The sequence below is a fragment of the Sphingobacterium micropteri genome, assembly GCF_014692515.1.
GTDB lineage: Bacteria > Bacteroidota > Bacteroidia > Sphingobacteriales > Sphingobacteriaceae > Sphingobacterium > Sphingobacterium micropteri.
Map to the genome: position 1 here is coordinate 148,653 of NZ_JACOIK010000010.1, position 20,660 is coordinate 169,312.

The 20,660-nt window shown below is 41.1% G+C and carries 22 protein-coding genes; 2 read left to right on the forward strand and 20 right to left on the reverse strand.

The features are described 5' to 3' along the window. Nucleotides 1-11 precede the first annotated feature (11 nt). The 17 genes from H8B06_RS14895 to H8B06_RS14975 form a co-directional block, all read right to left on the reverse strand. Nucleotides 12-293 carry a chaperone modulator CbpM gene (locus H8B06_RS14895; RefSeq protein ID WP_190995045.1) on the reverse strand — a complete coding sequence of 94 codons (282 nt, stop codon included), beginning with the start codon at nt 291-293 and terminating at the stop codon, nt 12-14. 3 nt (nt 294-296) lie between these two features. Next, nucleotides 297-1,214 (reverse strand): DnaJ C-terminal domain-containing protein, encoded by a 918-nt coding sequence (locus tag H8B06_RS14900; RefSeq protein WP_190995046.1) that lies wholly within the window; start codon nt 1,212-1,214, stop codon nt 297-299. A 148-nt stretch (nt 1,215-1,362) separates the two neighbouring features. After that, nucleotides 1,363-2,142 (reverse strand): hypothetical protein, encoded by a 780-nt coding sequence (locus H8B06_RS14905; protein ID WP_190995047.1) that lies wholly within the window; start codon nt 2,140-2,142, stop codon nt 1,363-1,365. A 1-nt stretch (nt 2,143) separates the two neighbouring features. After that, a complete protein-coding gene (locus H8B06_RS14910; protein ID WP_190995048.1) occupies nt 2,144-2,500 on the reverse strand; it encodes a GntR family transcriptional regulator in 357 nt (118 codons plus the stop codon). Nucleotides 2,501-2,502: 2 nt separating this feature from the next. After that, nucleotides 2,503-3,324 (reverse strand): hypothetical protein, encoded by an 822-nt coding sequence (locus tag H8B06_RS14915; protein WP_190995049.1) that lies wholly within the window; start codon nt 3,322-3,324, stop codon nt 2,503-2,505. Beyond that, a complete protein-coding gene (locus H8B06_RS14920; RefSeq protein ID WP_190995050.1) occupies nt 3,321-4,160 on the reverse strand; it encodes an ABC transporter ATP-binding protein in 840 nt (279 codons plus the stop codon). Before H8B06_RS14920 ends, H8B06_RS14915 begins: the two co-directional genes overlap by 4 nt. 129 nt (nt 4,161-4,289) lie before the next feature. After that, nucleotides 4,290-5,279 (reverse strand): aldo/keto reductase, encoded by a 990-nt coding sequence (locus H8B06_RS14925; protein ID WP_190995051.1) that lies wholly within the window; start codon nt 5,277-5,279, stop codon nt 4,290-4,292. A gap of 18 nt (nt 5,280-5,297) precedes the next feature. Further along, nucleotides 5,298-6,866, reverse strand: a complete 1,569-nt coding sequence (locus tag H8B06_RS14930) for a M28 family peptidase (protein WP_190995052.1) — start codon at nt 6,864-6,866, stop codon at nt 5,298-5,300. Nucleotides 6,867-6,936: 70 nt separating this feature from the next. Further along, nucleotides 6,937-7,374, reverse strand: coding sequence for a ribose 5-phosphate isomerase B (gene rpiB / locus H8B06_RS14935; protein WP_130143219.1), 438 nt, complete (start codon nt 7,372-7,374; stop codon nt 6,937-6,939). Nucleotides 7,375-7,383: 9 nt separating this feature from the next. Next, a complete protein-coding gene (gene tatC / locus H8B06_RS14940) occupies nt 7,384-8,256 on the reverse strand; it encodes a twin-arginine translocase subunit TatC (protein ID WP_190995053.1) in 873 nt (290 codons plus the stop codon). An 80-nt stretch (nt 8,257-8,336) separates the two neighbouring features. Next, nucleotides 8,337-9,698 carry an acetyl-CoA carboxylase biotin carboxylase subunit gene (accC, locus tag H8B06_RS14945; RefSeq protein WP_190995054.1) on the reverse strand — a complete coding sequence of 454 codons (1,362 nt, stop codon included), beginning with the start codon at nt 9,696-9,698 and terminating at the stop codon, nt 8,337-8,339. Nucleotides 9,699-9,712: 14 nt separating this feature from the next. Next, complete coding sequence (accB, locus tag H8B06_RS14950) at nt 9,713-10,207, reverse strand: acetyl-CoA carboxylase biotin carboxyl carrier protein (protein WP_190995055.1); 495 nt, start codon at nt 10,205-10,207, stop codon at nt 9,713-9,715. A gap of 100 nt (nt 10,208-10,307) precedes the next feature. Continuing rightward, on the reverse strand, nt 10,308-11,306 hold the full coding sequence (locus H8B06_RS14955) for a beta-ketoacyl-ACP synthase III (RefSeq protein WP_190995056.1): 999 nt from the start codon (nt 11,304-11,306) through the stop codon (nt 10,308-10,310). Between the two features lie 7 nt (nt 11,307-11,313). Then, the gene (plsX, locus tag H8B06_RS14960; RefSeq protein WP_130143214.1) at nt 11,314-12,252 is read right to left on the reverse strand and encodes a phosphate acyltransferase PlsX; all 939 of its coding nucleotides are present in this window, start codon (nt 12,250-12,252) and stop codon (nt 11,314-11,316) included. A 104-nt stretch (nt 12,253-12,356) separates the two neighbouring features. After that, nucleotides 12,357-12,548: a 50S ribosomal protein L32 gene (rpmF, locus tag H8B06_RS14965; protein WP_071790457.1), complete on the reverse strand. Its 192-nt coding sequence runs from the start codon at nt 12,546-12,548 to the stop codon at nt 12,357-12,359. 14 nt (nt 12,549-12,562) lie between these two features. Continuing rightward, the gene (locus H8B06_RS14970) at nt 12,563-13,111 is read right to left on the reverse strand and encodes a YceD family protein (protein ID WP_223857696.1); all 549 of its coding nucleotides are present in this window, start codon (nt 13,109-13,111) and stop codon (nt 12,563-12,565) included. Nucleotides 13,112-13,163: 52 nt separating this feature from the next. Next, the gene (locus H8B06_RS14975) at nt 13,164-13,826 is read right to left on the reverse strand and encodes an epoxyqueuosine reductase QueH (protein WP_190995058.1); all 663 of its coding nucleotides are present in this window, start codon (nt 13,824-13,826) and stop codon (nt 13,164-13,166) included. A 137-nt stretch (nt 13,827-13,963) separates the two neighbouring features. On the opposite strand from H8B06_RS14975, the gene H8B06_RS14980 reads away from it, so the two are divergent. Further along, nucleotides 13,964-15,058: a hypothetical protein gene (locus tag H8B06_RS14980; RefSeq protein WP_190995059.1), complete on the forward strand. Its 1,095-nt coding sequence runs from the start codon at nt 13,964-13,966 to the stop codon at nt 15,056-15,058. A gap of 40 nt (nt 15,059-15,098) precedes the next feature. Next, nucleotides 15,099-16,217: a hypothetical protein gene (locus H8B06_RS14985; RefSeq protein WP_190995060.1), complete on the forward strand. Its 1,119-nt coding sequence runs from the start codon at nt 15,099-15,101 to the stop codon at nt 16,215-16,217. Here the strand turns inward: H8B06_RS14985 and H8B06_RS14990 are convergent. The 3 genes from H8B06_RS14990 to H8B06_RS15000 all read right to left on the reverse strand — a co-directional run bounded on the left by H8B06_RS14990 (nt 16,201) and on the right by H8B06_RS15000 (nt 20,586). After that, a complete protein-coding gene (locus H8B06_RS14990) occupies nt 16,201-17,049 on the reverse strand; it encodes a transglutaminase-like domain-containing protein (RefSeq protein ID WP_190995061.1) in 849 nt (282 codons plus the stop codon). The genes H8B06_RS14985 and H8B06_RS14990 overlap by 17 nt on opposite strands. Nucleotides 17,050-17,479: 430 nt before the next feature. After that, nucleotides 17,480-18,139 (reverse strand): ABC transporter ATP-binding protein, encoded by a 660-nt coding sequence (locus tag H8B06_RS14995; RefSeq protein WP_190995062.1) that lies wholly within the window; start codon nt 18,137-18,139, stop codon nt 17,480-17,482. A gap of 14 nt (nt 18,140-18,153) precedes the next feature. Beyond that, the gene (locus H8B06_RS15000; RefSeq protein ID WP_190995063.1) at nt 18,154-20,586 is read right to left on the reverse strand and encodes an ABC transporter permease; all 2,433 of its coding nucleotides are present in this window, start codon (nt 20,584-20,586) and stop codon (nt 18,154-18,156) included. Between the last annotated feature and the right edge of the window lie 74 nt (nt 20,587-20,660).

Genomic DNA, 20,660 nt, shown 5'->3' on the forward strand with positions numbered 1-20,660 from the left:
TCGAGGGAGGTTTATTGCCGTATTTCAATGCGTAACAGCTTAATTTCCGCTTGCATTTGCTCTATTTTATGTAAAAGGTGCTGCGCAACCTCTATACCCTGTAAATTGATTTCCAAATCATAATGCCAAGTCGCAAATTGTTCCAGCGCTTTCAATTCTTCTTCTTTTACGAATTCCTCTTCGTCCTGAACAACCAGCTCAATCAAACCATTACTAGAAAGGTTTCGAATAAATTGTAGCTCTATTTTGTGCGATTGGCAGACGTCTATTATCCTGATTAAAGTCCTTTCCATAGCTTATTTCTTTAGATTGGCCAATTGTTGAAATAGTTCTTTTTCTTTATCGCTAAGATTAGTTGGGAGTTTCACATGTAACGTCACATAGAGATCCCCAAACTGTCCGTCTTTCTTGTATACGGGAAAACCTTTTCCTTTTAGTCGAATTTTAGTTTCATTTTGCGTTTCCGGTTTAATCTTCACTTTGATTTTTCCTGCGAATGTGTCAACAACGGTCTCTCCGCCTAAGAGCGCGGTATATAGATCGATATCCTGTACCATATAAAGATCATTTCCTTTACGTTGGAAATGAGGGTCGGGTAAAATATTAAATTCAATATAAAGATCGCCTTTCGGACCGCCATTTGTTCCTTCGCCACCTTGTCCTTTGAGTTTTATTTTTTGTCCGTCTTCGACGCCGGCAGGAATGGTGATCCGAATATTTTTACCGTTAACGGTAAACGTCTGTTGATGGGTCGTATAAGCTTGCTGTAGGGGCAGTTCTAGTACCGTATGATAATCGTTTCCCCTAAATTTCGTTTGTCTGCCACCGCCGCGTCGGCTACCAAACATTTGTTCGAAGAAATCCGAAAATTCACCCGTATCATAATTTCCCGAATAGTCAAAATCAAAACCTTCAAACGGATTCCCTGCAGCTCCTCCGCTAGCACTGCGGCTGCCCTGTTGTTGCTGTGCCTGTTCATAAGCTTCTCCATGCTTCCAGTGCTCACCATATTGATCATATTTCTTCCGCTTTTCCGAATCTGTTAATACTTCATTTGCCTCGTTGATTTCTTGAAATCTTTTTTTGGCATCCTCGTCATTTGGGTTTAGATCCGGATGGTATTTTCGGGCGAGCTTTCTATACGCTTTCTTAATATCATCTTGGGAGGCATCTTTCTCCACCCCCAATACCTTGTAATAATCTACAAAAGCCATATGTTTGATTTGTTCAAATGAACAACAATAATGTTATGGGTTTTGTTTTCCGAACGTTGCATCCGCGATGCAGAATTAGGTTATTCGATGTATGAGTAGATGCGGTTGATGTGTGATATGAGAGCTACTTTGTGTGTCAATCTAATGCTTAATCAATTATGTTTATATTTACGTCTTTTCCTAACAACTCCTTTTTGAAGAACTGTTTATTCCCTGAAAGCGAAATGTTTGCCACTTGTTGTCCTTTATCTCCACTGTTCAATTTTACGGTACTTCGGCCATCAAGATGTACCGAAAGAGAGTCGATTTGCGTTGTCGAAGAATAGCTCAGCACCGCGTCGTTCAGCGAAACATTGGCGTTATTTATGTATATATTGGCGAGCGTCACATTGGCTTGTTTGGTAGATTCTATGGTTAAGTATCCAATGGTATCCTGTTCGTCTCTGCGGAGATAATTTCGTTTTAAAAAAAATTGACTACCGTCCATTGCTGCGATACGAAATTTATCCTGCATGATATGTTGTATATTAACGTTGATATATTGTGCCTCTACATCTTCAACTGGTGTCGCCTGTCTCAAATCTATCCGAGCATATTTGCCTGTTACATGGATAAGTAAGCTATCTCCAACCGTTTTGTAGTCGAATTGCTGCGGATTATGGCTAAAAAGATTGTTTTCAGCACCTTGTGTTTTATGTATTTCTAACTGTAATTCTTTGTCTGTATCACCGGTCACTTTGATGTGTTTAATCGGTTGAGGTAGTTCCTGTGTGACTTTGAGATCGTACCTTTTCAGCCAAAATTTGGAAATATTGTCAATGGGTTTGTTGTCTAAAGTCATGGTAACTGTACATAATGACTCCGTAAATCTGATACCCAGGATAGCAGTAGCGATAGCCAAAATGAATAATATGTTAGATGTTTTCATGTTAGTGCTGTTTTTGATAATAAAAATTGATTTCTTCCAACGATATACCCAGCAGATCGATGGTATTAAAAAAATGCGGTAATTCGACTTCGATAAACTGCTTTTTCCGTAACGCCACAATGGATGGCTTAGCATCTGTCGCGACAAAAAAGCCCAAGCCACGCTTATTATAGATGATTTCCTGCTGTTGCAAGATGTCGTAGGCACGCATCACGGTATTGGGGTTTACTTCCAGTTCGCCACCTAAATCGCGTACAGACGGTATCTTCTGGTCGGCGAGCCATTCCTTTTTCAAAATTTTCTCCATAACAAACTCCGTAATTTGCAGATATATGGCTTTTTCGCTGTTGAAGTGCATTGTTATATCTCCTTTTCTTTTAGTTTGTGATAAAATGTAGCCATGGCTAAGCACCAGTACACTATATACAGGATGGTGGAGATAATTACAGGGATCACTTGCTGCAATCTTATGGGGAAAATGTTGGCACTGACCACTTGCGGCCGTAGGCTATAAAGAGCCGAAAAAAGCATAATCCATATACCCACCATTAACACCCAAAACAAAAAGACGCTGTATTTCTTGAAAAACACTCTTGATAGAAAATAAAGCGGCATTAACGATAGAACAACAATGGATATCATGCCAATATTCCAGATTGGAATAGTAAAGAAAACGGTGCTTTTTCCTATACTCGGATATAAATCACCCTGTTGCTCCAGATAATGCAATACTTGTTCATAATACAGATGCTTGAACCACCAAACCGAAATATGGTCGTATAGGATGAAACAAAGTGTGCCCAATAATAATCCAGCAACACAAAAAAGCGTAATAGCTACCGTTCGTTCCAAATAAGTGATAGGTGTCAGATTGATGCGTTCGGATTTGTTCAGCACCTCAAAGTGACGCCACGTTAAAATCATAGTATAAGCTATTGGCAACAGCAAAATAAATATCCTTTCGTCAAAACGTGTGCTCAGTAGAGCCTGTATCCATAGCTCTTGGTTGGGGAAAGCAGCTGGGTTAAAAAGCCGGTTGTAAAATATTCCGCCTGGAACAAAATACAGCACTGCGAAGAAAAATAATATAAAGAGTGGCATGGTATATAGCAGGAGCTTATATGATTGGAATAGTTCTTTCATCGCTATTTTTAAGCGGCTAATATGCAGTTTTTTGCTCATGGCTGTAAATATTTAGCATTTGACAATTGTTTTAAAAAACCAGGATGGTTGGAAATTGCGTTGAAAAATAATTCGATATCAAAAGGTGTTTCTTCGCCATTGGTATTCGCTAGGATATTGACATCGCCATTTGGCCTGCTTTCTGTGTACAACGCTTCTGGATACGTTCCTTGCCGGAATTTGATTTGCTTGTCCAGCTCATCAATTGAAGCATCCAGTGCCAACGTATAGTTTTGCAAAATGAGCAAATGATCGATGAGTTGGTGGATATCCCGAATCTGATGGGTAGATATGATAATTGTCCTATCAGGAGACACATGCCGGGCCATCAATTTTCGAAATTGTGTTTTGGAGGGAATGTCGAGACCATTTGTTGGTTCGTCCATCAAAAGCAAACTTGTATTAGTTGCCAAGGCAAAAGCAATGTTTACTTTTTTGCGCTGTCCATAAGACAATGACTTTATTTTTTCTCTCCGATTTACCTGAAATGCAATCAAAATATCTTCGAAATAGGATCGATCGAACTTAGGGTACAATGAACCATAAATATCGAGGAAATTAGAGATAGTCCATGGCGGTAAATCGACTTCATCCGTTACGAAATAGACATCCGATAAGAATGTGACCTCACGCGTTGAAGGTGAAAAACCGTTTGTTTTTACTGTTCCAGTTTTTGGAAACAACAGTCCGCAGATAAGTTTGAGAAATGTTGTTTTTCCGACGCCATTCAAACCTAATAGGCCATAAATGTGACCGGGTGAAAGCGTGGCACTGATATTATCAAAGATGGTCATATCTTTTTTGTAATGGAAAGAGAGATTATTGATTGCTATCATAATAAATAGTTTTAGTGTATTAGTATGTTAATACACTGCAAATATAAAAGAAGAAATTGAAATTGCAAGAAATAATAAAAAAACGTCTCATAGTTTGGCTATGAGACGTTTTTTAACGGTATTGGAGCTTTAAAAACCTTCTACCAATTGATTTATCGTTTCGATTTCTTCCGTTGTCAATTGAATATCTATACTCTGCGCATTTTGGATAGCCTGCTGTGCATTGCGGGCTCCCGCTAATGCGATGGTGATACCAGGGCGTTCAATCGTCCATCTTAGCACCAATTGCCCTAAAGATGCATTTTTGCTGTCTGCAATAGGTTTTATCTTATCTAATAGCACATTTGTTTTCTCGATAAAGTCAGGTTGAAAATGAGGCGAAGACGCGCGGTGATCGCCTTCCTGAAAAGTATAGCTCGAATGAATTTTACCGGTTAACAGGCCACGTTGAAGTGGGCTATATGCTAAAATCGATTTGTTTTGTTTTATACAATATGGCACTGTTTCCGCTTCAATGCCTCGGTTAACCATACTGAAAGCAACCTGGTTGGAAACGATATTTAATGTTTGTTCCGCTTCTGCGATTTGTGCGCTGGAGTAATTGCACACACCTGCGTAACGTACCTTTCCCTGTTCTATTAATCGAGAGACCGCTTCAAAAGTTTCCGAAATAAGTGTAGTGGAATCCGGCCAATGAATTTGATATAAATCAATATAGTCCGTTCTTAAACGTTTCAAGCTCTGCTCACACTCATATATGACACTTTCTTTTCCAGCATATCTGTAGACATCTAATGCTTTACCATTGTTATCTTTCGTATGCATGGCGAAATCGCCTTTTGCGGAATTCAGATCCCACCGCATACCAAATTTTGTCAAGAGCTGTACTTTATCACGCGAAATCTTCCGTACAGCTTCACCGACGATCTCCTCGCTTGTTCCCTGTCCGTATATAGGAGCGGTATCGATGGATGTTACGCCTACATCATAAGAAGCCTGAATTGCTTCTACCGCTTCTTTTCTATCTGTTGAGCCCCACATCCATCCACCGGCTGCCCAAGCGCCGAATGTAATGGCAGATACTTGCAGATCACTGTTACCTAAGTTTCTATATTCCATATCTGTTTGTTTTTCCCCTTACTCTTTATTAGAATCAACGGATAACCGCTTATCACGATTGGCAATTTCCCAAGTCACGTGGAATACCAATTTCTCCCGTTTTACCATCATCGGAAAGTCTATTTTGTCAACCGTATCTTCTGGCGTGTGGTAATGTGGGTGCAACCCCGAAAAAAAGAATGCGGACGGAATACCCTTTTCAGCAAAATTGTAATGATCAGAACGATAATATAAACGCATTGGGTCTTTAGGATCGTCATACATATAATCCAATTCCATTTGCGTATAGGTATTGTTTGCAGTTTCTGTTATTTGCTTTAATGTAGAGCTCAATTTATCCAGTCCGATGGCGTGGATATAATTGTGGTTTCCGTTCAAATGCTTATCATCTATACGTCCAATCATATCCATATTGATACAGGCAACTGTATTTTCAAGCGGAAAGATAGGGTTTTCGACATAGAACTTCGAGCCTAGCAGTCCCTTTTCTTCGGCAGCTAAACCAATAAACAATAAACTTCTGCGAGGTCCTTTACCGTCTTTCTTCGCTTCTGTAAAAGTACGGGCAAGCTCCAATACGCCGACTGTACCTGAACCGTTATCGTCTGCCCCGGGAAAAAATGTGCCATCCGGTAGGATACCATCATGGTCATAATGCCCGACGATGACAACAATCTCATTTTTTAAGTCTGAGCCTTCTAATAAGCCAAGTACATTGGGATCTGTCAACTTCTCTTTCGTAACACCCATTTCGGCCTCTAATTTTATCGGAATAGAGAACGTAGCAGGATTGCTTTTCTGCTGTTCAAGGCTGGTTTTACGCTTGGCAAGTATCTCATTTGCTAATTTTGGAGAAATATTGACCACTGGTGGTTTGAATGTACCCGAGACGTCATCATTTCCATCATCCAAAGAGAATCGCCCACTAACTAAACGTTTTCCGAACCTTTCCATGTTTTGATCAACATAATCACCCGTTGCCAAAATCATTTTTGGATTTTTTTTGAGAAGCTCCTGCACTCGTTTAAATCGGCTACTGGCCCATTCCGACATTTTCGTGCTGCCTGTAACGATGGAATGGCCGTTTGCATCTTTTGGTTCTCCTTCATTGATCACCAAAACCACCTTATCCCGGATGTCCAGATTAGCCAGATCATTATGTTTTTTGTCTTGAATGCCATACCCAACAAATATGATATCATCCGCGTAATAAGTGTTTTTTTTATGATCACCCTGTACGAAGAAATCTAGGCCATTTTCATAAGCCGTTCCATTTATCATGAACTGTTGTACTTGATAGGAAATCTTTGCCAGGTCTACAGGCTGGAAATAGCTCCCATCTACCGGTGCTTTTAAGCCGTAAGAAGCAAACTGTTCGGCAAGGTAGTGTGCCGTTTTTTCACCGCCTTGTTGACCCGTGCCACGCCCTTCAAACGATGGTGATGCCAATAATGTCAAATGCTCGCGTGCGGTTTCCACTGTCAGGAGATCCGCATATTTTACTTGTACCGAATCTTGTCGTTGTGCTACGACACAGCTATGGAGTACCGGAACGAGCAAAAAAGCTGTAATCCAATTTTTAATCATAACGCATATTAAATCTCTATCTAGCATCCCGTCGATCCCTGACTGCTAGCATTTACTATTTCACCTCACACTATGTACAGGCGATCTTATTTACACGTGTGCCGTGTCGGCCTCCTTCAAAATCGGTGGTCAAAAATGTTTTTACAATTTTTTTCGCCAGTTCGATGTCGATAAAGCGAGCAGGAATGCATACGATATTCGCATTATTATGTTGCCTTGCTAAGGCTGATATTTCGTTTTGCCATGCAATAGCAGCCCGAATACCTTGATGTTTATTGGCTGTAATAGCTACGCCATTGGCACTCCCACAGACTAATATCCCCAATTCGTTTTGACCGTTTTCGATACTCGTAGCTACCGGGTGTGCAAAATCAGGATAATCTACGGAGTCGGCTGTTGCCGGACCAAAATCTTCTACCGTGTAACCTTCATCTTGAAGAAACGCAAGTACAGCCGTTTTATATTCAAATCCGGCATGGTCACTTCCTATTGCAATTTTTTTAGACATGATCTTTTTTTATTTCTGATTATAAAATTCCTTTTCTTTTTCTAGTTTTCGCTTATGGACATTTGCAGACACCATGATACTCAACTCATAAAGCAGAAACATAGGGGCACTGACAGTCAATAAGGTGATTACATCGGCTGTTGGCGTGATGATAGCAGCAATGATTAAAATAATGACGACAGCATATCGTCTGCTTGCCCGCATAAAGGCTGGAGTCATCAAACCCAGTTTAGATAATATAAATATCACGATAGGTAGCAAAAATACAACGCCGCAACCTAATGTTAATGTAGCTATAAGCGACAAGTAAGAGTCAATCGTAATTTGATTGGTGATTTCTTCGCTTAAAGATACATTAGCCAAGAAATTGACGGAGAGCGGAACGACAATATAATAACCAAATAATGCGCCGATAACAAATAGTACGGTCGCGTAAAAAACAAACCCACGTGCAGAACTCTTTTCTACTTCTGTTAGAGCAGGCTTTATAAAGAGCCAGATTTCGAAGAGTAAATAAGGAAAGCCCAGTGCAACAGCCATCAATAAACACGAATTGATCTGCAACATAAACTGCCCTGCCATCTCCGTATTGATGATATTAAAAGGGATTTTTTCTACACAAAAACCATCCAAATTGAGCAAATCGCCCACTTTACACATCATCCGATAGGTCCAGAAGTCGAGGTTTTTCGGCCCCATAATAATCTGATTGAAGACGAAATCGTAAAAGGTGAAGGAAAGGATAGCAAATACCGCAATAGCGATAACTGAACGTATAATATGCCATCTAAGCACTTCCAAGTGTTCAAAGAATGACATTTCTCCTTCGAGGTTCTTTCCTTTTTGTTTTATAGCTTTAATTAAATCGTTTGATGTTGACATCCTAATGTTGTTTCTGAAACAAAACAAAAATACCATTCTTATTTAGAAGAATGGTATTTTAACTGTATGTAAAGGAAATTTTATTCAACCTCTTCGTCCGGATATTCCGTGAGGTCAAATGTTTCCATGAATTTTGTTGTAAAATTGCCCGCTCTAAAGTTTGGGTCACGCATTAAACGTATGTGAAGCGGAATCGTTGTTTTTACGCCCTCGATCACAAACTCACGCAATGCGCGCTCCATGGTATTGATAGCTTCTTCACGTGTTTGTGCAACACAAATTAATTTGGCGATCATCGAGTCGTAATTCGGAGGGATGGTATATCCCGCATATACATGTGTATCTACGCGAACCCCATGTCCACCTGGCGAATGAAAATTTGTAATTCTACCTGGTGACGGACGGAAATTGTTGAAGGGATCTTCCGCGTTAATACGACATTCAATGGCGTGTCCGGTTGGTTCGTAACTTTTTCCAGAAATCGGAATACCCGCAGCTACCTTAATCTGTTCTTTGATAAGATCAAAATTGATGACCTCTTCTGTAACAGGGTGTTCGACCTGAATACGCGTATTCATCTCCATGAAATAGAAGTTACGGTGTTTATCGACCAAAAATTCGATCGTACCCGCTCCTTCGTAATTTACAGCCTGTGCACCTTTGATGGCAGCTTCTCCCATTTTTTCGCGAAGTTCTGGGGTAATAAATGGAGAAGGCGCTTCTTCTACCAGTTTTTGATGACGTCGCTGTATCGAACAATCACGTTCTGATAAATGACAAACCTTACCATATTGATCTCCAATCACCTGTATTTCGATGTGACGGGGATCTTCTACAAATTTTTCTAGGTAGATTCCATCGTTGCCGAATGCTGCTCCGGCTTCTTGACGGGCAGAATCCCATGCGGGTTCAAACTCTCCGTCATTCCACACAATACGCATTCCACGTCCACCTCCACCAGCAGTAGCTTTTAAGATAACAGGATAACCAATTTCATTGGCCAGTTTAATACCTGTTTTTACATCTGGAACTAAACCATCAGAACCGGGGACTGTGGGTACGCCTGCTTGTTTCATGGTTTCTTTCGCCGAGGCTTTGTCACCCATTTTCTCTATTTGTTCAGCTGTGGCGCCAATGAATTTAATCCCATATTCGGCACAGATGGCGGAAAATTTCGCGTTTTCGGATAAAAAACCATATCCAGGATGGATGGCATCCGCATTTGTTAATTCGGCTGCCGAAATGATATTGGGAATACTTAGATAAGAATCTTTACTTGCAGGAGGTCCGATACAAACAGCCTCGTCTGCGAAACGTACATGTAAGCTATCGCGGTCTGCCGTAGAATAAACAGCAACACTTTTAATACCCATTTCGCGACAAGTACGAATGATACGAAGCGCAATCTCCCCTCTATTTGCTATTAATATTTTTTTGAACATTTTTTGTAATCTCCTTATGATGGATCAACTAAGAATAGGGGTTGATCGAATTCTACAGGTTCTGCGTCATTTACCAAGATTTTTACAATCTTACCCGAAACCTCTGATTCAATTTCATTAAAAAGCTTCATAGCCTCCACAATACATAATATTTTACCCGGTGCGATATCGTCACCTACATTTACAAATAGGGGTTTATCCGGGCCAGAAGCACGGTAAAAGGTACCGATCATAGGTGACTTTACGGTGATGAGGTTTGGAGACTCGGCCGCGGGTGCGTTCGATGCTGGTGCTACTGGTGTTGGATTGGCCGGTGCCACCGGTGTAGCTGATGCAACAGGTTGTGGCGGAAGTGCTACTGGATTTGGAACGGTCGCCGTAACATAAGTCGGCTCCTGAGTTGTTTTTATAGTAATTTTAAAGTCTTTTTCTTCGATAGCGACTTCGTTCACACCTGATTTAGCAACAAATTTGATCAGGTCTTGAATCTGTTTAATATCCATACTCATATTTCTAGTAGGTTTGTTTCTTGTGTATAAATTTCTTACGATAAATTTTCACCCCAGATTTAAGGCTAACGCATAACTGGGACAAAGTTAAATAATATTTTTATGCTTTTGTATAAGCCCATTTGAGATAAACCGCTCCCCAGGTAAAACCACCACCAAAAGCTGCTAATATTAAGTTATCTCCTTTTTTTAACTGGTTCTCCCACTCCCAAAGGCAAAGTGGAATCGTACCACTGGTTGTATTTCCGTATTTATGGATATTGACCATAACTTTATCTTCGGAAAGTCCGGCACGTTCCGCAGTAGCATCGATTATGCGTTTGTTTGCTTGATGCGGTACAAGCCAATCCACGTCTTCTGATGTCAAATGGTTTTTTTCCATTACTTCTACAGCCACATCGGCCATATTGGTGACGGCAAATTTAAATACGGTACGTCCTTCTTGATAAGCATAGTGAAGACCAGCGTCTACAGTTTGATGGGTTGCCGGATTTAAAGAACCTCCACCTTTTATATTTAAATATGGGCCTCCTGAACCATCAGTTTTCAAAACCGCATCGATAATTCCGTTGTCCTCATCATTTGGTTCCAACAATACACATCCACAGCCGTCACCAAATAAAATACAGGTATTACGATCTTCGTAATTAACGACAGATGACATTTTATCGGCACCTACCACCAGGACCTTTTTGTGTTTACCCGATTCTATAAATTGAGCTGCAGTAGTCAAACCAAATAGAAAACCAGAACATGCTGCTTGGAGATCGTACCCCCAAGCTTTCTTAGCACCAATTTTATCCGCTAAAATATTTGCTGTTGCCGGAAACAGCATATCCGGCGTACTGGTACAGAAGATGATCAATTCAATTTCGTCCGCGGAAATACCACGCTTTTCCAATAAACCTTTAACGGCTGGAACAGCCAAGTCCGATGTAGCCTTACCTTCTCCTTTAAGGATTCTCCGCTCTTTAATTCCTGTCCGTGTTACAATCCACTCATCGTTGGTGTCAACCATCGTTTCCAGTTCCTGATTTGTTAGGACGTAGTCAGGAACGTATCCGTTTACTGCAGTAATTGCAGCATGTATTTTTGACATATATAAATTAATTGAAAGCAGACCTGATTTTATCGATGATTTGCGACTCAATCATGTCTTTTGATAATAAAACCATATTTTTAATAGCTTCAGGAGTCGAAATGCCGTGCCCGATAATAACCGGTGCATTCACGCCTAAAATAGGACTTCCACCATAACGCTCATAATTGAATCTATCAAAAAAATCATCCTTCATTCCCTTTTTTAAGGTCACTACATAAAAAGATTCGGCGAGTTTCAATACCACATTACCCGTAAACCCATCACAAACATACACGTCTGCAGCGTCTGTAAAAAGATCGCGGCCTTCGGTATTGCCAATAAAATTTATCTTTTTATTCTGTTGGAGCAGGGGGTAGGTTGATATGGTTAAATTGTTTCCCTTTTCTTCTTCTTCACCAATGTTTAGCAAGCCGACTTTGGGCGTTTCTACGCCATAAATATATTGCATATATAAGCTTCCCAAGGTCGCAAATTGTGATAGCATTTCGGGCTTGCAGTCCGCATTCGCGCCTACATCCAATAAAATGCCATAACCACTTTTAATCTTAGGAACATTCGTTGCAATAGCTGGGCGAAGAACGCCCGGAATTGCCTTGACACTAAATACGGCTCCAACAAGCATCGCTCCCGTGTTGCCAGCAGAAGCAAAAGAGTCGATTTCGCCATTCTTCAGCAATTCAAATCCTTTAGCAATGCTAGAGTTAGGTTTTTGGGTAATGGCCTTGGTAGGATGTTCATGCATGCTTATGTTTTCGGGAGCATGTATGTAATCAAATTTGTCGGGATCCGCTCCAGCGTGCTTTAACCGTTCGATGGTGTCTTGTTGATCGCCTATAAGAACAAGACGTTGTCCCTCCTGTAGTACTTTTTGGGCTTCAATAGCTCCATTTATGGTGGAGTCGGGGGCGTAATCCCCGCCTAAAACGTCTAAACCAATCTTCATTCGTTATTATTTATCATCAATAATACGCAAAAACATCCCAAATTAAAGTATAAAAATTGAATTTTACACCTATTTGGGATGTTTAATTTCGTTGAATGATCTCGTTAGACAGCAGCGGTGTTTTCAATAATCAATTTTCCGTTGTAATATAAATTACCATCTACTGTATATGCACGGTGAGGTGTATGTACTGCACCTGTTTCTTTGCATACAGTTAACGTAGGTCTTTCAGCCTTATAATGTGTTCTTCTTTTGTCCCTTCTTGATTTAGAAGTTTTACGTTTTGGATGTGCCATCTCGTATTTCTGTTTTAGTTATTTTTAATTTTCTTTAATATATCCCAACGTGGGTCTGTTTTTTCTTCTGTCTCTTTGTCTGTTTCCAAATCCGGCGAATCGCTCAATTTTGCTAGCATTTCCGGATCGCAGCTTGCATTTATGCCCTGCTCTGAACATTTATTGTAATAAGGAACGCGAACATTGATGTATTCATAAAGCAATCCAGCAATATCCAATTCGTAATCCGTTTTGGATAATACCAGTACATCTTCGGTTTCCTGATTCCAGTCGTCATTTGTAAACTTGACAAGTAATCGCTCTTGGAAGTCCTGTGCAGCATCAAAGGCTGTTAAACAAACATCACATGTCAATTGAATGGTGCCATGCACATGAAAGTTTACAATCAGCATGTTTTCCTGCTTCTGTAACTCTACATCTGCTTTGAGTTGCCCCTTCTTTACCAGCGAGTGTTCATAACAATCAAAGAACTTATCATCAATATCAAACTCGAAATTGTGCTTTCCAGTTGTTAACCCTGAAAAAGGAATTCTATAATATTTTAGATGTTTCACAATCTGCATTCGAGCGTGCAAAATTAATTATTATTTCAGTAAAAAGGAAACTTTTTGCAAATTATTGTTCGTCCTCGCCGTAATAATATTTACCCAGTTCTATTTTCTCTCTACCATTAGCCATACGCCAGCGATTGGTATCGCGCAATGAATAAGCACAACCACAATACTCTTGCATATAGAATTTTTCGCGTTTGCTGATTTCCAGCATGCGCGCCGATCCCCCCTTTTTCCGCCAATTGAGTGTCCAATATTCCATTTCTGGATGTCGGGAAGCTGCCCGTAATCCGCAATCATTGATTTGTTCCATGGTTTTCCACCGGGAAATGCCTAACGAGCTCGATATAACGTCAAATCCATGCTCCGCAGCGTATTCGGCTGTTTTTTCAAACCGCATATCGAAACACATCGTACAACGTATACCACGTTCCGGTTCATCTTCCATGCCTTTTGCCAACTCGAACCAATGGTCTACATCGTAATCTGCATCAACAAAAGGAATGCCGTGCTTTTCTGCAAAACGGATGTTTTCTTCCTTGCGCAAATCATATTCTTTACGCGGATGGATATTCGGATTGTAGAAATAAATCGTAAAGTCGATGTCGGAAGCAATCAGGGCTTCCATAACCTCACCGGAGCAAGGGGCACAGCAAGAGTGCAATAATAGTTTCTTGCCGCCATTCGGCAAATTTAGCTTCTCGCGTTTAAACTCCTTGTTGTCCATGATAACCGTGCATTTAAAATATGATGCAATTTTACGGAAAACTGCTAGATTTTACAAAAGTTCGTTAACGGTTGTCGCAGGTTTGCCGATATACACGTTTATTTTTTACTTTTGTAACGCATGATACAATAATTTTTATGTCTAAAATCTCCCCTATATATTATGTGTTCGCCATGCTGGCGCTTATTCTTGGATTTTATGCCTGCGAACGAGACGATGCAGAGCCGAATTTGGAGATGAGAAAGTTTACCCGTTTGTATGTTTCTTTTGAAGAACATACGGTTGGCAAGAACCCGCCTGACACCAATATTCGTGTTATTTACCCCGCAGATTCCTCGGTTTTTGCTTTTAATGGTAGGCACGTATCGCAAGTATGGGGAGGAGGACCAATCTATTATGAAAGTCAAATGAATGCCATCTTTCAAGCCAGCGTTAACCGTGCCGGATCAAATGATACCGCCATTGCCGTACTTAATATGGGCTCATCGGGTTCATTGAACAATGCCGGTCTGCCAAAAAGCCGCTATTATAATAGTGTAAGAGGAATGGTATATCACGCGCGTACGAATGTACTCTATGTTGTTAATGGTGCAGGACCAGATGCTGGTGTATACGTCATGGAACGCCCAAGATATGCAAACCGGGAGAAACAGCCCGTTAAGAAATTAAGAAATAGTAGCTTAGCCATGTGGGGAGCAGCCTATCAAAATGAGCAGCTTTTTACGTCTAAAACAAGTTCACCCGGTGGGATTTATGTTTTTGAAGGTATTGCCAATGCAGAAGTCAGCGAGCGTGATTCCATCGGCAGTCTTGACGCTACTCGTATATTATCCATTGAGGGGGCGACAAATAATTTGCGGGGATTATTCTACGATACGGTCAAAAACGTCATGGCCGTTGCGCAGATGGGCGATGGAAATTCGGGAAATGGCCGCATCCTTATATTTGAGAATTTTTCTGATTTAGCAAAAGAAGAAGGAACGATTACACCGACACGTGTGATTACGGGGGCTAATACAGGTTTAATAGCACCCGTCGACGTCGTTATCGATACACGGCAGACAGGCGTATATTTATATGTTGCTGATCGTTCAGCGCGAAAAATATCACGTTTTAAATACACCGATAACGGAGATGTCGAACCTGATAAAGTGATCAATACCTCCGATTTCAAAGACGGCCGAACGCCGGTCAGTATCACGTTGGACACGCGGGAACATGAGTTGGAATGATTGATAGATATTTTATATTTTTGTAACTATTACGTTTGATATGTCTAAAAGCCCACTTCTATATGGTGCATGTATGTTCTTCGCACTCGTTATCGGATTTGTTGCCTGTGAGGAGGAGGACGTAGGACCGGGACTAGAAATTAGGCAAATTTCCCGTCTGTATGTCTCCTTTGAAGAATACGGTACAACGGATGAACGAGCCGATACGACTATTCGTGTCATTCAGCCGGCGGATTCTTCTGTTTTTACTTTTCGAGAAAGCCACCTATCCCAAGTACAGGGTGGTGGGCCAATTTATTTCAATCCTTATGTGAAAACTGTTTTTCAGGCGAGTGTTAATAGCGAAGAAAACAGTAACGGGCTTGATACGGTCATTGCTGCGGTTAGTGTGCAACAGACAGGATTGCTGAACAACGCCGGAAACGGTATTCGTAGCAGATACTACAACAAGGTGAGGGGTTTTGTGTACCACGCTGCTACACGATCTCTTCTGGTTGTTAATGGCGCTGGTGCAAACGCAGGGATATATGTGGTCGATAATCCCAGTAATACAGGGAACCAGAAGCAACCTTATAAAAAATTAGTCAATCCGGACCTCGATATGTGGGGCGCAGCTTATCAAAACGATCGACTTTTTACCGCTAAAATTAGTGCACCGGCGGGGCTGTATATGTTCCAGAATTTGACAACAATATCTGTAAGGGCGAGTGATTCCGTTGCGACGTTAAATCCTACCCGTACATTCCGAATTGAAGATGCCTCGACTAATCTCCGTGGATTATCTTACGATACGATTAAGAACGTCTTGGCTATTGCCGAAATGGGTGATGGAACAACGGTAGGAAGCGGACGAATTCTCCTATTTGATAACTTCTCCAATTCGATAAACGGCAATTCGGATCTCATCCGGCCATCACGTGTGATTACGGGATCTAATACGGGTTTAATCTCTCCTGTTGATGTCGCGATTGATACACGGGCGAGCGGTGTGTATTTATATGTGGCTGACCGCGCAGCAAAAAAGGTCTCGCGGTTTAGGTATACAGACGAGGGCAACGTGGAGCCAGAAGATGTGATCGATACTTCCAAATTAGGATATGGCGTAACCCCTGTTGGGTTGGCGCTGGATGCCCGGGATGATTCTACGCTGGGTCAATGAGGTTCATCAATAATTGAACTTCCTCACGCTTTTCATGATTGTCCACGTATTCATAAGCAGCAATCAGATTGCGTAGGATACGTTTGATAATCTCCAAATTACTACATGGTTTAATGTAATCATCTGCCGGTGGTAGATTTAATTGTTGCAGGAAAGCAACAATATCCACTTCCCGCATAATCTGTCCGCGATTAAACACATTAATGTAAAAAAGGACTTCGTCGGGTTTTTCTTCGTTCATGTAGGCCAACACAAAATGCTTCGGAAGATTAACGCCATAAATAGGTATGTCCAATCGTTGCGCAACGATACTATAAATGCAAGCCAGTGAAATAGGATTTCCTTTTTTGGATTCCAGTACCTTGTTGATAAAGGAGTTTTGTGGTGCATGAAAATCGGACGTATTACCGGATAAGCCAAATTCCCGGAAGAGGATATTGTTCAATAGCTTTACCTTTTCAATCGGGCTCATATCATACATCAAATGGTACCAAGCATTGCGACGTAATTCCGCTAGCCTCCCATAAACTTCATCTTCACCTAAATTGGGATATTGGTAGCGGTTTACGATAAGCAGACCTTCCAACAGATCCTCTTGGTTACTCAGCTTCCACAATTGAAGGTCATTTTTTACTTGGTTGAATTGTATCTTGTGAATGATCTGTTCCACACGTTCTTGCAAAAGCACATCGAAGGACTGTTCCCAAGATTCTTCCAATAACGGAATCACTTCCGGACCGCACGTGATTAGCTTGTCTTCCAACGCTTGGTAGATTTCCGCATCTGGATCATCCAGCAGCGAAATCAAGGCTTTTAACTCCTGCTCATTCATCCATACTAATATACGGGTTTTCTTTAATCTTTTTTTTCCGCAAAAAAAGATAGAAAAAAACTCGTCGCTTCAAATGTTTTACATTGGGGATGGTGCTAACAATGAGTTTGTACAATCGTAAAACATTTGGATGCGACATTTAGGGTTAATTGGAGATTGTGCAAATGCGTAAATGAAAGCGATCAATATTGTTTAGCGGTTGTGCGGAGCTAAAACGGCCTTATATTGTTTTGTGACCATTTTTGTGCAGGCTATTCCGTAAAAAACAAAATAAAGGAGCGTAGCGAGTTTTATTTTGTTTAGGAATAGACAAATAAAAATAGCAAAACCATATTCAGCCTTGATTTTTATGAATTCGTGTTTCTTTTGGTATCCATGAGCTCACTTCGTTCGGTTTTGTTTCTTTTTTTATCAAGAAAAAAAGAAAACATCACTTCACTTGCCCATCAAGCAAATTAACAATCCGTTTCCCATATTCCGCATTTTTTTCTGAATGCGTGACCTGTATAATCGTCATACCCTCTTCGTTGAGTTGTTTGAAAAGCGCCATGATCTCCTCGCCCTGTTTAGAATTGAGATTACCTGTCGGTTCGTCTGCCAGCAACAATTTGGGTGCAGCAGCTAACGCGCGGGCGATACCCACGATCTGTTGCTGTCCGCCGGATAATTGTGCCGGAAATAAATCTTTCTTTCCGACAATTCCGAAACGATCCAGCATATCACCCACGATGGCTTTTCGCTCCTTGCCAGATACATTTTTGTAAATTAACGGTGTTTCGATATTTTCGTATACCGTTAGTTCATCTATCAAGTGATAAGACTGGAAAACGTAGCCCATGTGCGATTGGAATAACGTTGTTCGCTTCTTCGGTTTTAAAGCCAATACGTCTTCGTCCATAAAATAGTAATGTCCTTCGTTTGGTTCATCGAGTAAACCTATAATATTCAAAAGTGTCGATTTTCCCGAACCCGATGGCCCCATGATGGAAATAAAATCGCCCTGTTCGATTTCCAGATTGATATCTTTCAGTACAAAAGAGCGTGTACCGCCTACGTTGTACCATTTGAAAATATGTTCTAATTTGATCATTTTTGTTTTATTCTTTATTCGTTTCTTAAACTATCGACGGGATTAGCGCGAGCCGCACGTATCGCTTGGGTGCTGACCGTAAATAGCGCAATGATAACGGCTATCATGCCCGTCAATATAAATATCCACCATGATGCATCTATCCGATAGGTGAAATCTTCCAGCCATTTGTTCATTGCCCACCATGCAATGGGAACAGCGATAATAATCGCAATAAAAACTAATTTTACGAAATCCTTGCAAAGCATGGCGACTATTCCCGTAACGGATGAACCGAGTACTTTTCGGATACCGATTTCCTTACTGCGTTGCTCTGCCATAAATGCTGCAAGTCCAAACAGCCCTAAACAGGCAATACCGGTGGCCATGGCCGCGAATGTTAGGCTTAGCCTGCTCATACGACGCTCCGATTTGTACATACTATCAAAGGCTTCATCCATAAACCGATAATCGAATGTAAATCCAGGGGCTAGCTTGTTCCACTTGTTTTCTATACGGCTGAGTAACAGCGGAAGGTCGCTGGTTTCTATTTTAAATGCTGCCTGTGAAGGACTATAACCTAAGAAAAAGCCCAATGGTGTAACCGGATCGCGGAGAGATTCAAAGTTAAAGTCTTTGATCACACCAATGACGTGATATGATTCCATACCATCACCAAATTGGAAATGTATTTGTTGACCAATAGGATCTTCTCCTAAACCAAAATGCTTAACAGCGGTTTCGTTTAAAATAACTGCCGTAGAATCAGCCCGTCGGGCGACAGAGAAGTTACGTCCCGATACCAGCTCCAAATTTAACGTAGGGATATATTGTTCATCGATATGCCATGTTTGTAGTTGTACCGTATTGGTCGGCGTCATAACGGTTTCTCGAGCAAAGGGGTTGTCGCTTCGACTCGAATTAGAAACCGGGAGAAAACCGCTGATAGTACCTGTTTTGACATCCGGAAGAGTTAAAATCTCGTCCCGAAAGGCTTTCGTCTGATTTCCCAGCGCGTGGTAATCATTAATTAAAAGAATGTTTTCCCGCTCGTACCCTAGTTTTTTATGCTGGATATATCGCAGTTGTGCGGTCACGATGAATGTGCCGACAATCAGCACAATCGATATGGTAAATTGAAAAACCACTAAACCACTTCGGAAAACGCTCTTTCCAGAGGAAATCACGGTATGTGATTTCAATACTTGTAATGGATTAAATGCGGATAAATAAACAGCTGGATAGTAACCGGCGATCAACCCAACGAATAATAAAAGAAGTGCAAATAGCGGAAGTGATTTGAAATTGATGATATCGTTTATTTTAAACTCCTTGCCGGATAGTTCGTTAAATAATGGTACGCTCCATGCAACAAGTCCAATGGCGAGAATAATCCCTGCGAGAGCTAATAACAACGACTCTGCCAGAAATTGACCAGCTACGCTTCTTCGCGAAGCACCCAATATTTTTTGTACACCAACTTCTTTTGCTCGGTTGGCCGACCGCGCCGTAGACAGGTTTATGAAATTGACACAGGCTATAAGCAAAATAAACAACGAAATAGCGCTGAAAATGTAAACATATTGGAAACTGCTGTTAGGACGAAGTTCTCCCCTCAGATTGGAACGCAGATGGATGTCGGTGATGGGAATGACATCGTAATGGAATGCGTTTCCGTCTTGTCTGAATGTTTCTATATCCGTGACATCCATGAATTGTTTGGCTGCTGGAAGACCGTGTTTGTGAACATACTCTTCGAGATGAGTTTCCAGCAGGGAGCGGTCGGTTGCGTTTCTCAATAAGATGTAAGTCGTGAAGTTATGGGAGAGGAGCTCACCCCAATTCCGGTAAGGGGCGTTTTCCATAGCAAACAGAAGGTCATAATTGAAATGACCGTTTCTAGGCATATCTTCGATTACTGCCGTGATCTGATAAACGGTGTTTCCGGCGTCGTTGGTCTCCAATGTCTTTCCAACAACATCTGTTGTATTAAAATAACGTTCAGCTGCAGAGCGGCTCAATACAACACTATTTGGCTCCATCAAGGCATGGTCAAGATGACCATGGAGAGCTTGGTAGGAAAATATGCGGAAAAATGAGGAATCAGCATGGGCAACGTTCGCCTCATTTATCCATTTATCTGCTTTTCTGATCAGTTTTGCGCCAGCGGATGTATATAACCGGGTGAAGTCTTCCACTTCCGTATACTCGTTTTGAAGTATAGGGCCTATTACATCGCTTGTAAGCGCCATATCCATTTTGCTTTCACCGATATGGATATGTGTATTTAGACGAAAAATACGATCCGCCTGGGTATGGAAGCGATCATAACTGAGCTCATCAAATACATAGGTCGTGATAAATATAAAGCCAACAAGTCCGAATGAAAGTCCAACAATATTGAGCATGGTGAACATTCGGTTCTTTGTCAGGTTACGGAAAGCAATTCTAAAATAATTTTTGATCATCTTGGATTCGTCATATCTGTTTTCTATCAAGACAATAGCTGCGCCATAAAATTAAAATATTGATAATTAGTTTG

Coding starts and splice junctions, on each gene's coding strand:
- H8B06_RS14895 (WP_190995045.1), bottom strand. CDS start 293: ATGGAAAGGACTTTAATCAGGATAATAGACGTCTGCCAATCGCACAAA.
- H8B06_RS14980 (WP_190995059.1), top strand. CDS start 13,964: ATGTCTAAAATCTCCCCTATATATTATGTGTTCGCCATGCTGGCGCTT.
- H8B06_RS14955 (WP_190995056.1), bottom strand. CDS start 11,306: ATGTCAAAAATACATGCTGCAATTACTGCAGTAAACGGATACGTTCCT.
- accC (WP_190995054.1), bottom strand. CDS start 9,698: ATGTTCAAAAAAATATTAATAGCAAATAGAGGGGAGATTGCGCTTCGT.
- H8B06_RS14925 (WP_190995051.1), bottom strand. CDS start 5,279: ATGGAATATAGAAACTTAGGTAACAGTGATCTGCAAGTATCTGCCATT.
- rpmF (WP_071790457.1), bottom strand. CDS start 12,548: ATGGCACATCCAAAACGTAAAACTTCTAAATCAAGAAGGGACAAAAGA.
- H8B06_RS15000 (WP_190995063.1), bottom strand. CDS start 20,586: ATGATCAAAAATTATTTTAGAATTGCTTTCCGTAACCTGACAAAGAAC.
- plsX (WP_130143214.1), bottom strand. CDS start 12,252: ATGAAGATTGGTTTAGACGTTTTAGGCGGGGATTACGCCCCCGACTCC.
- H8B06_RS14990 (WP_190995061.1), bottom strand. CDS start 17,049: ATGAATGAGCAGGAGTTAAAAGCCTTGATTTCGCTGCTGGATGATCCA.
- H8B06_RS14975 (WP_190995058.1), bottom strand. CDS start 13,826: ATGGACAACAAGGAGTTTAAACGCGAGAAGCTAAATTTGCCGAATGGC.
- H8B06_RS14970 (WP_223857696.1), bottom strand. CDS start 13,111: ATGCAGATTGTGAAACATCTAAAATATTATAGAATTCCTTTTTCAGGG.
- H8B06_RS14905 (WP_190995047.1), bottom strand. CDS start 2,142: ATGAAAACATCTAACATATTATTCATTTTGGCTATCGCTACTGCTATC.
- H8B06_RS14995 (WP_190995062.1), bottom strand. CDS start 18,139: ATGATCAAATTAGAACATATTTTCAAATGGTACAACGTAGGCGGTACA.
- tatC (WP_190995053.1), bottom strand. CDS start 8,256: ATGTCAACATCAAACGATTTAATTAAAGCTATAAAACAAAAAGGAAAG.
- H8B06_RS14915 (WP_190995049.1), bottom strand. CDS start 3,324: ATGAGCAAAAAACTGCATATTAGCCGCTTAAAAATAGCGATGAAAGAA.
- rpiB (WP_130143219.1), bottom strand. CDS start 7,374: ATGTCTAAAAAAATTGCAATAGGAAGTGACCATGCCGGATTTGAATAT.
- H8B06_RS14930 (WP_190995052.1), bottom strand. CDS start 6,866: ATGATTAAAAATTGGATTACAGCTTTTTTGCTCGTTCCGGTACTCCAT.
- H8B06_RS14920 (WP_190995050.1), bottom strand. CDS start 4,160: ATGATAGCAATCAATAATCTCTCTTTCCATTACAAAAAAGATATGACC.
- H8B06_RS14910 (WP_190995048.1), bottom strand. CDS start 2,500: ATGCACTTCAACAGCGAAAAAGCCATATATCTGCAAATTACGGAGTTT.
- H8B06_RS14985 (WP_190995060.1), top strand. CDS start 15,099: ATGTCTAAAAGCCCACTTCTATATGGTGCATGTATGTTCTTCGCACTC.
- accB (WP_190995055.1), bottom strand. CDS start 10,207: ATGAGTATGGATATTAAACAGATTCAAGACCTGATCAAATTTGTTGCT.
- H8B06_RS14900 (WP_190995046.1), bottom strand. CDS start 1,214: ATGGCTTTTGTAGATTATTACAAGGTATTGGGGGTGGAGAAAGATGCC.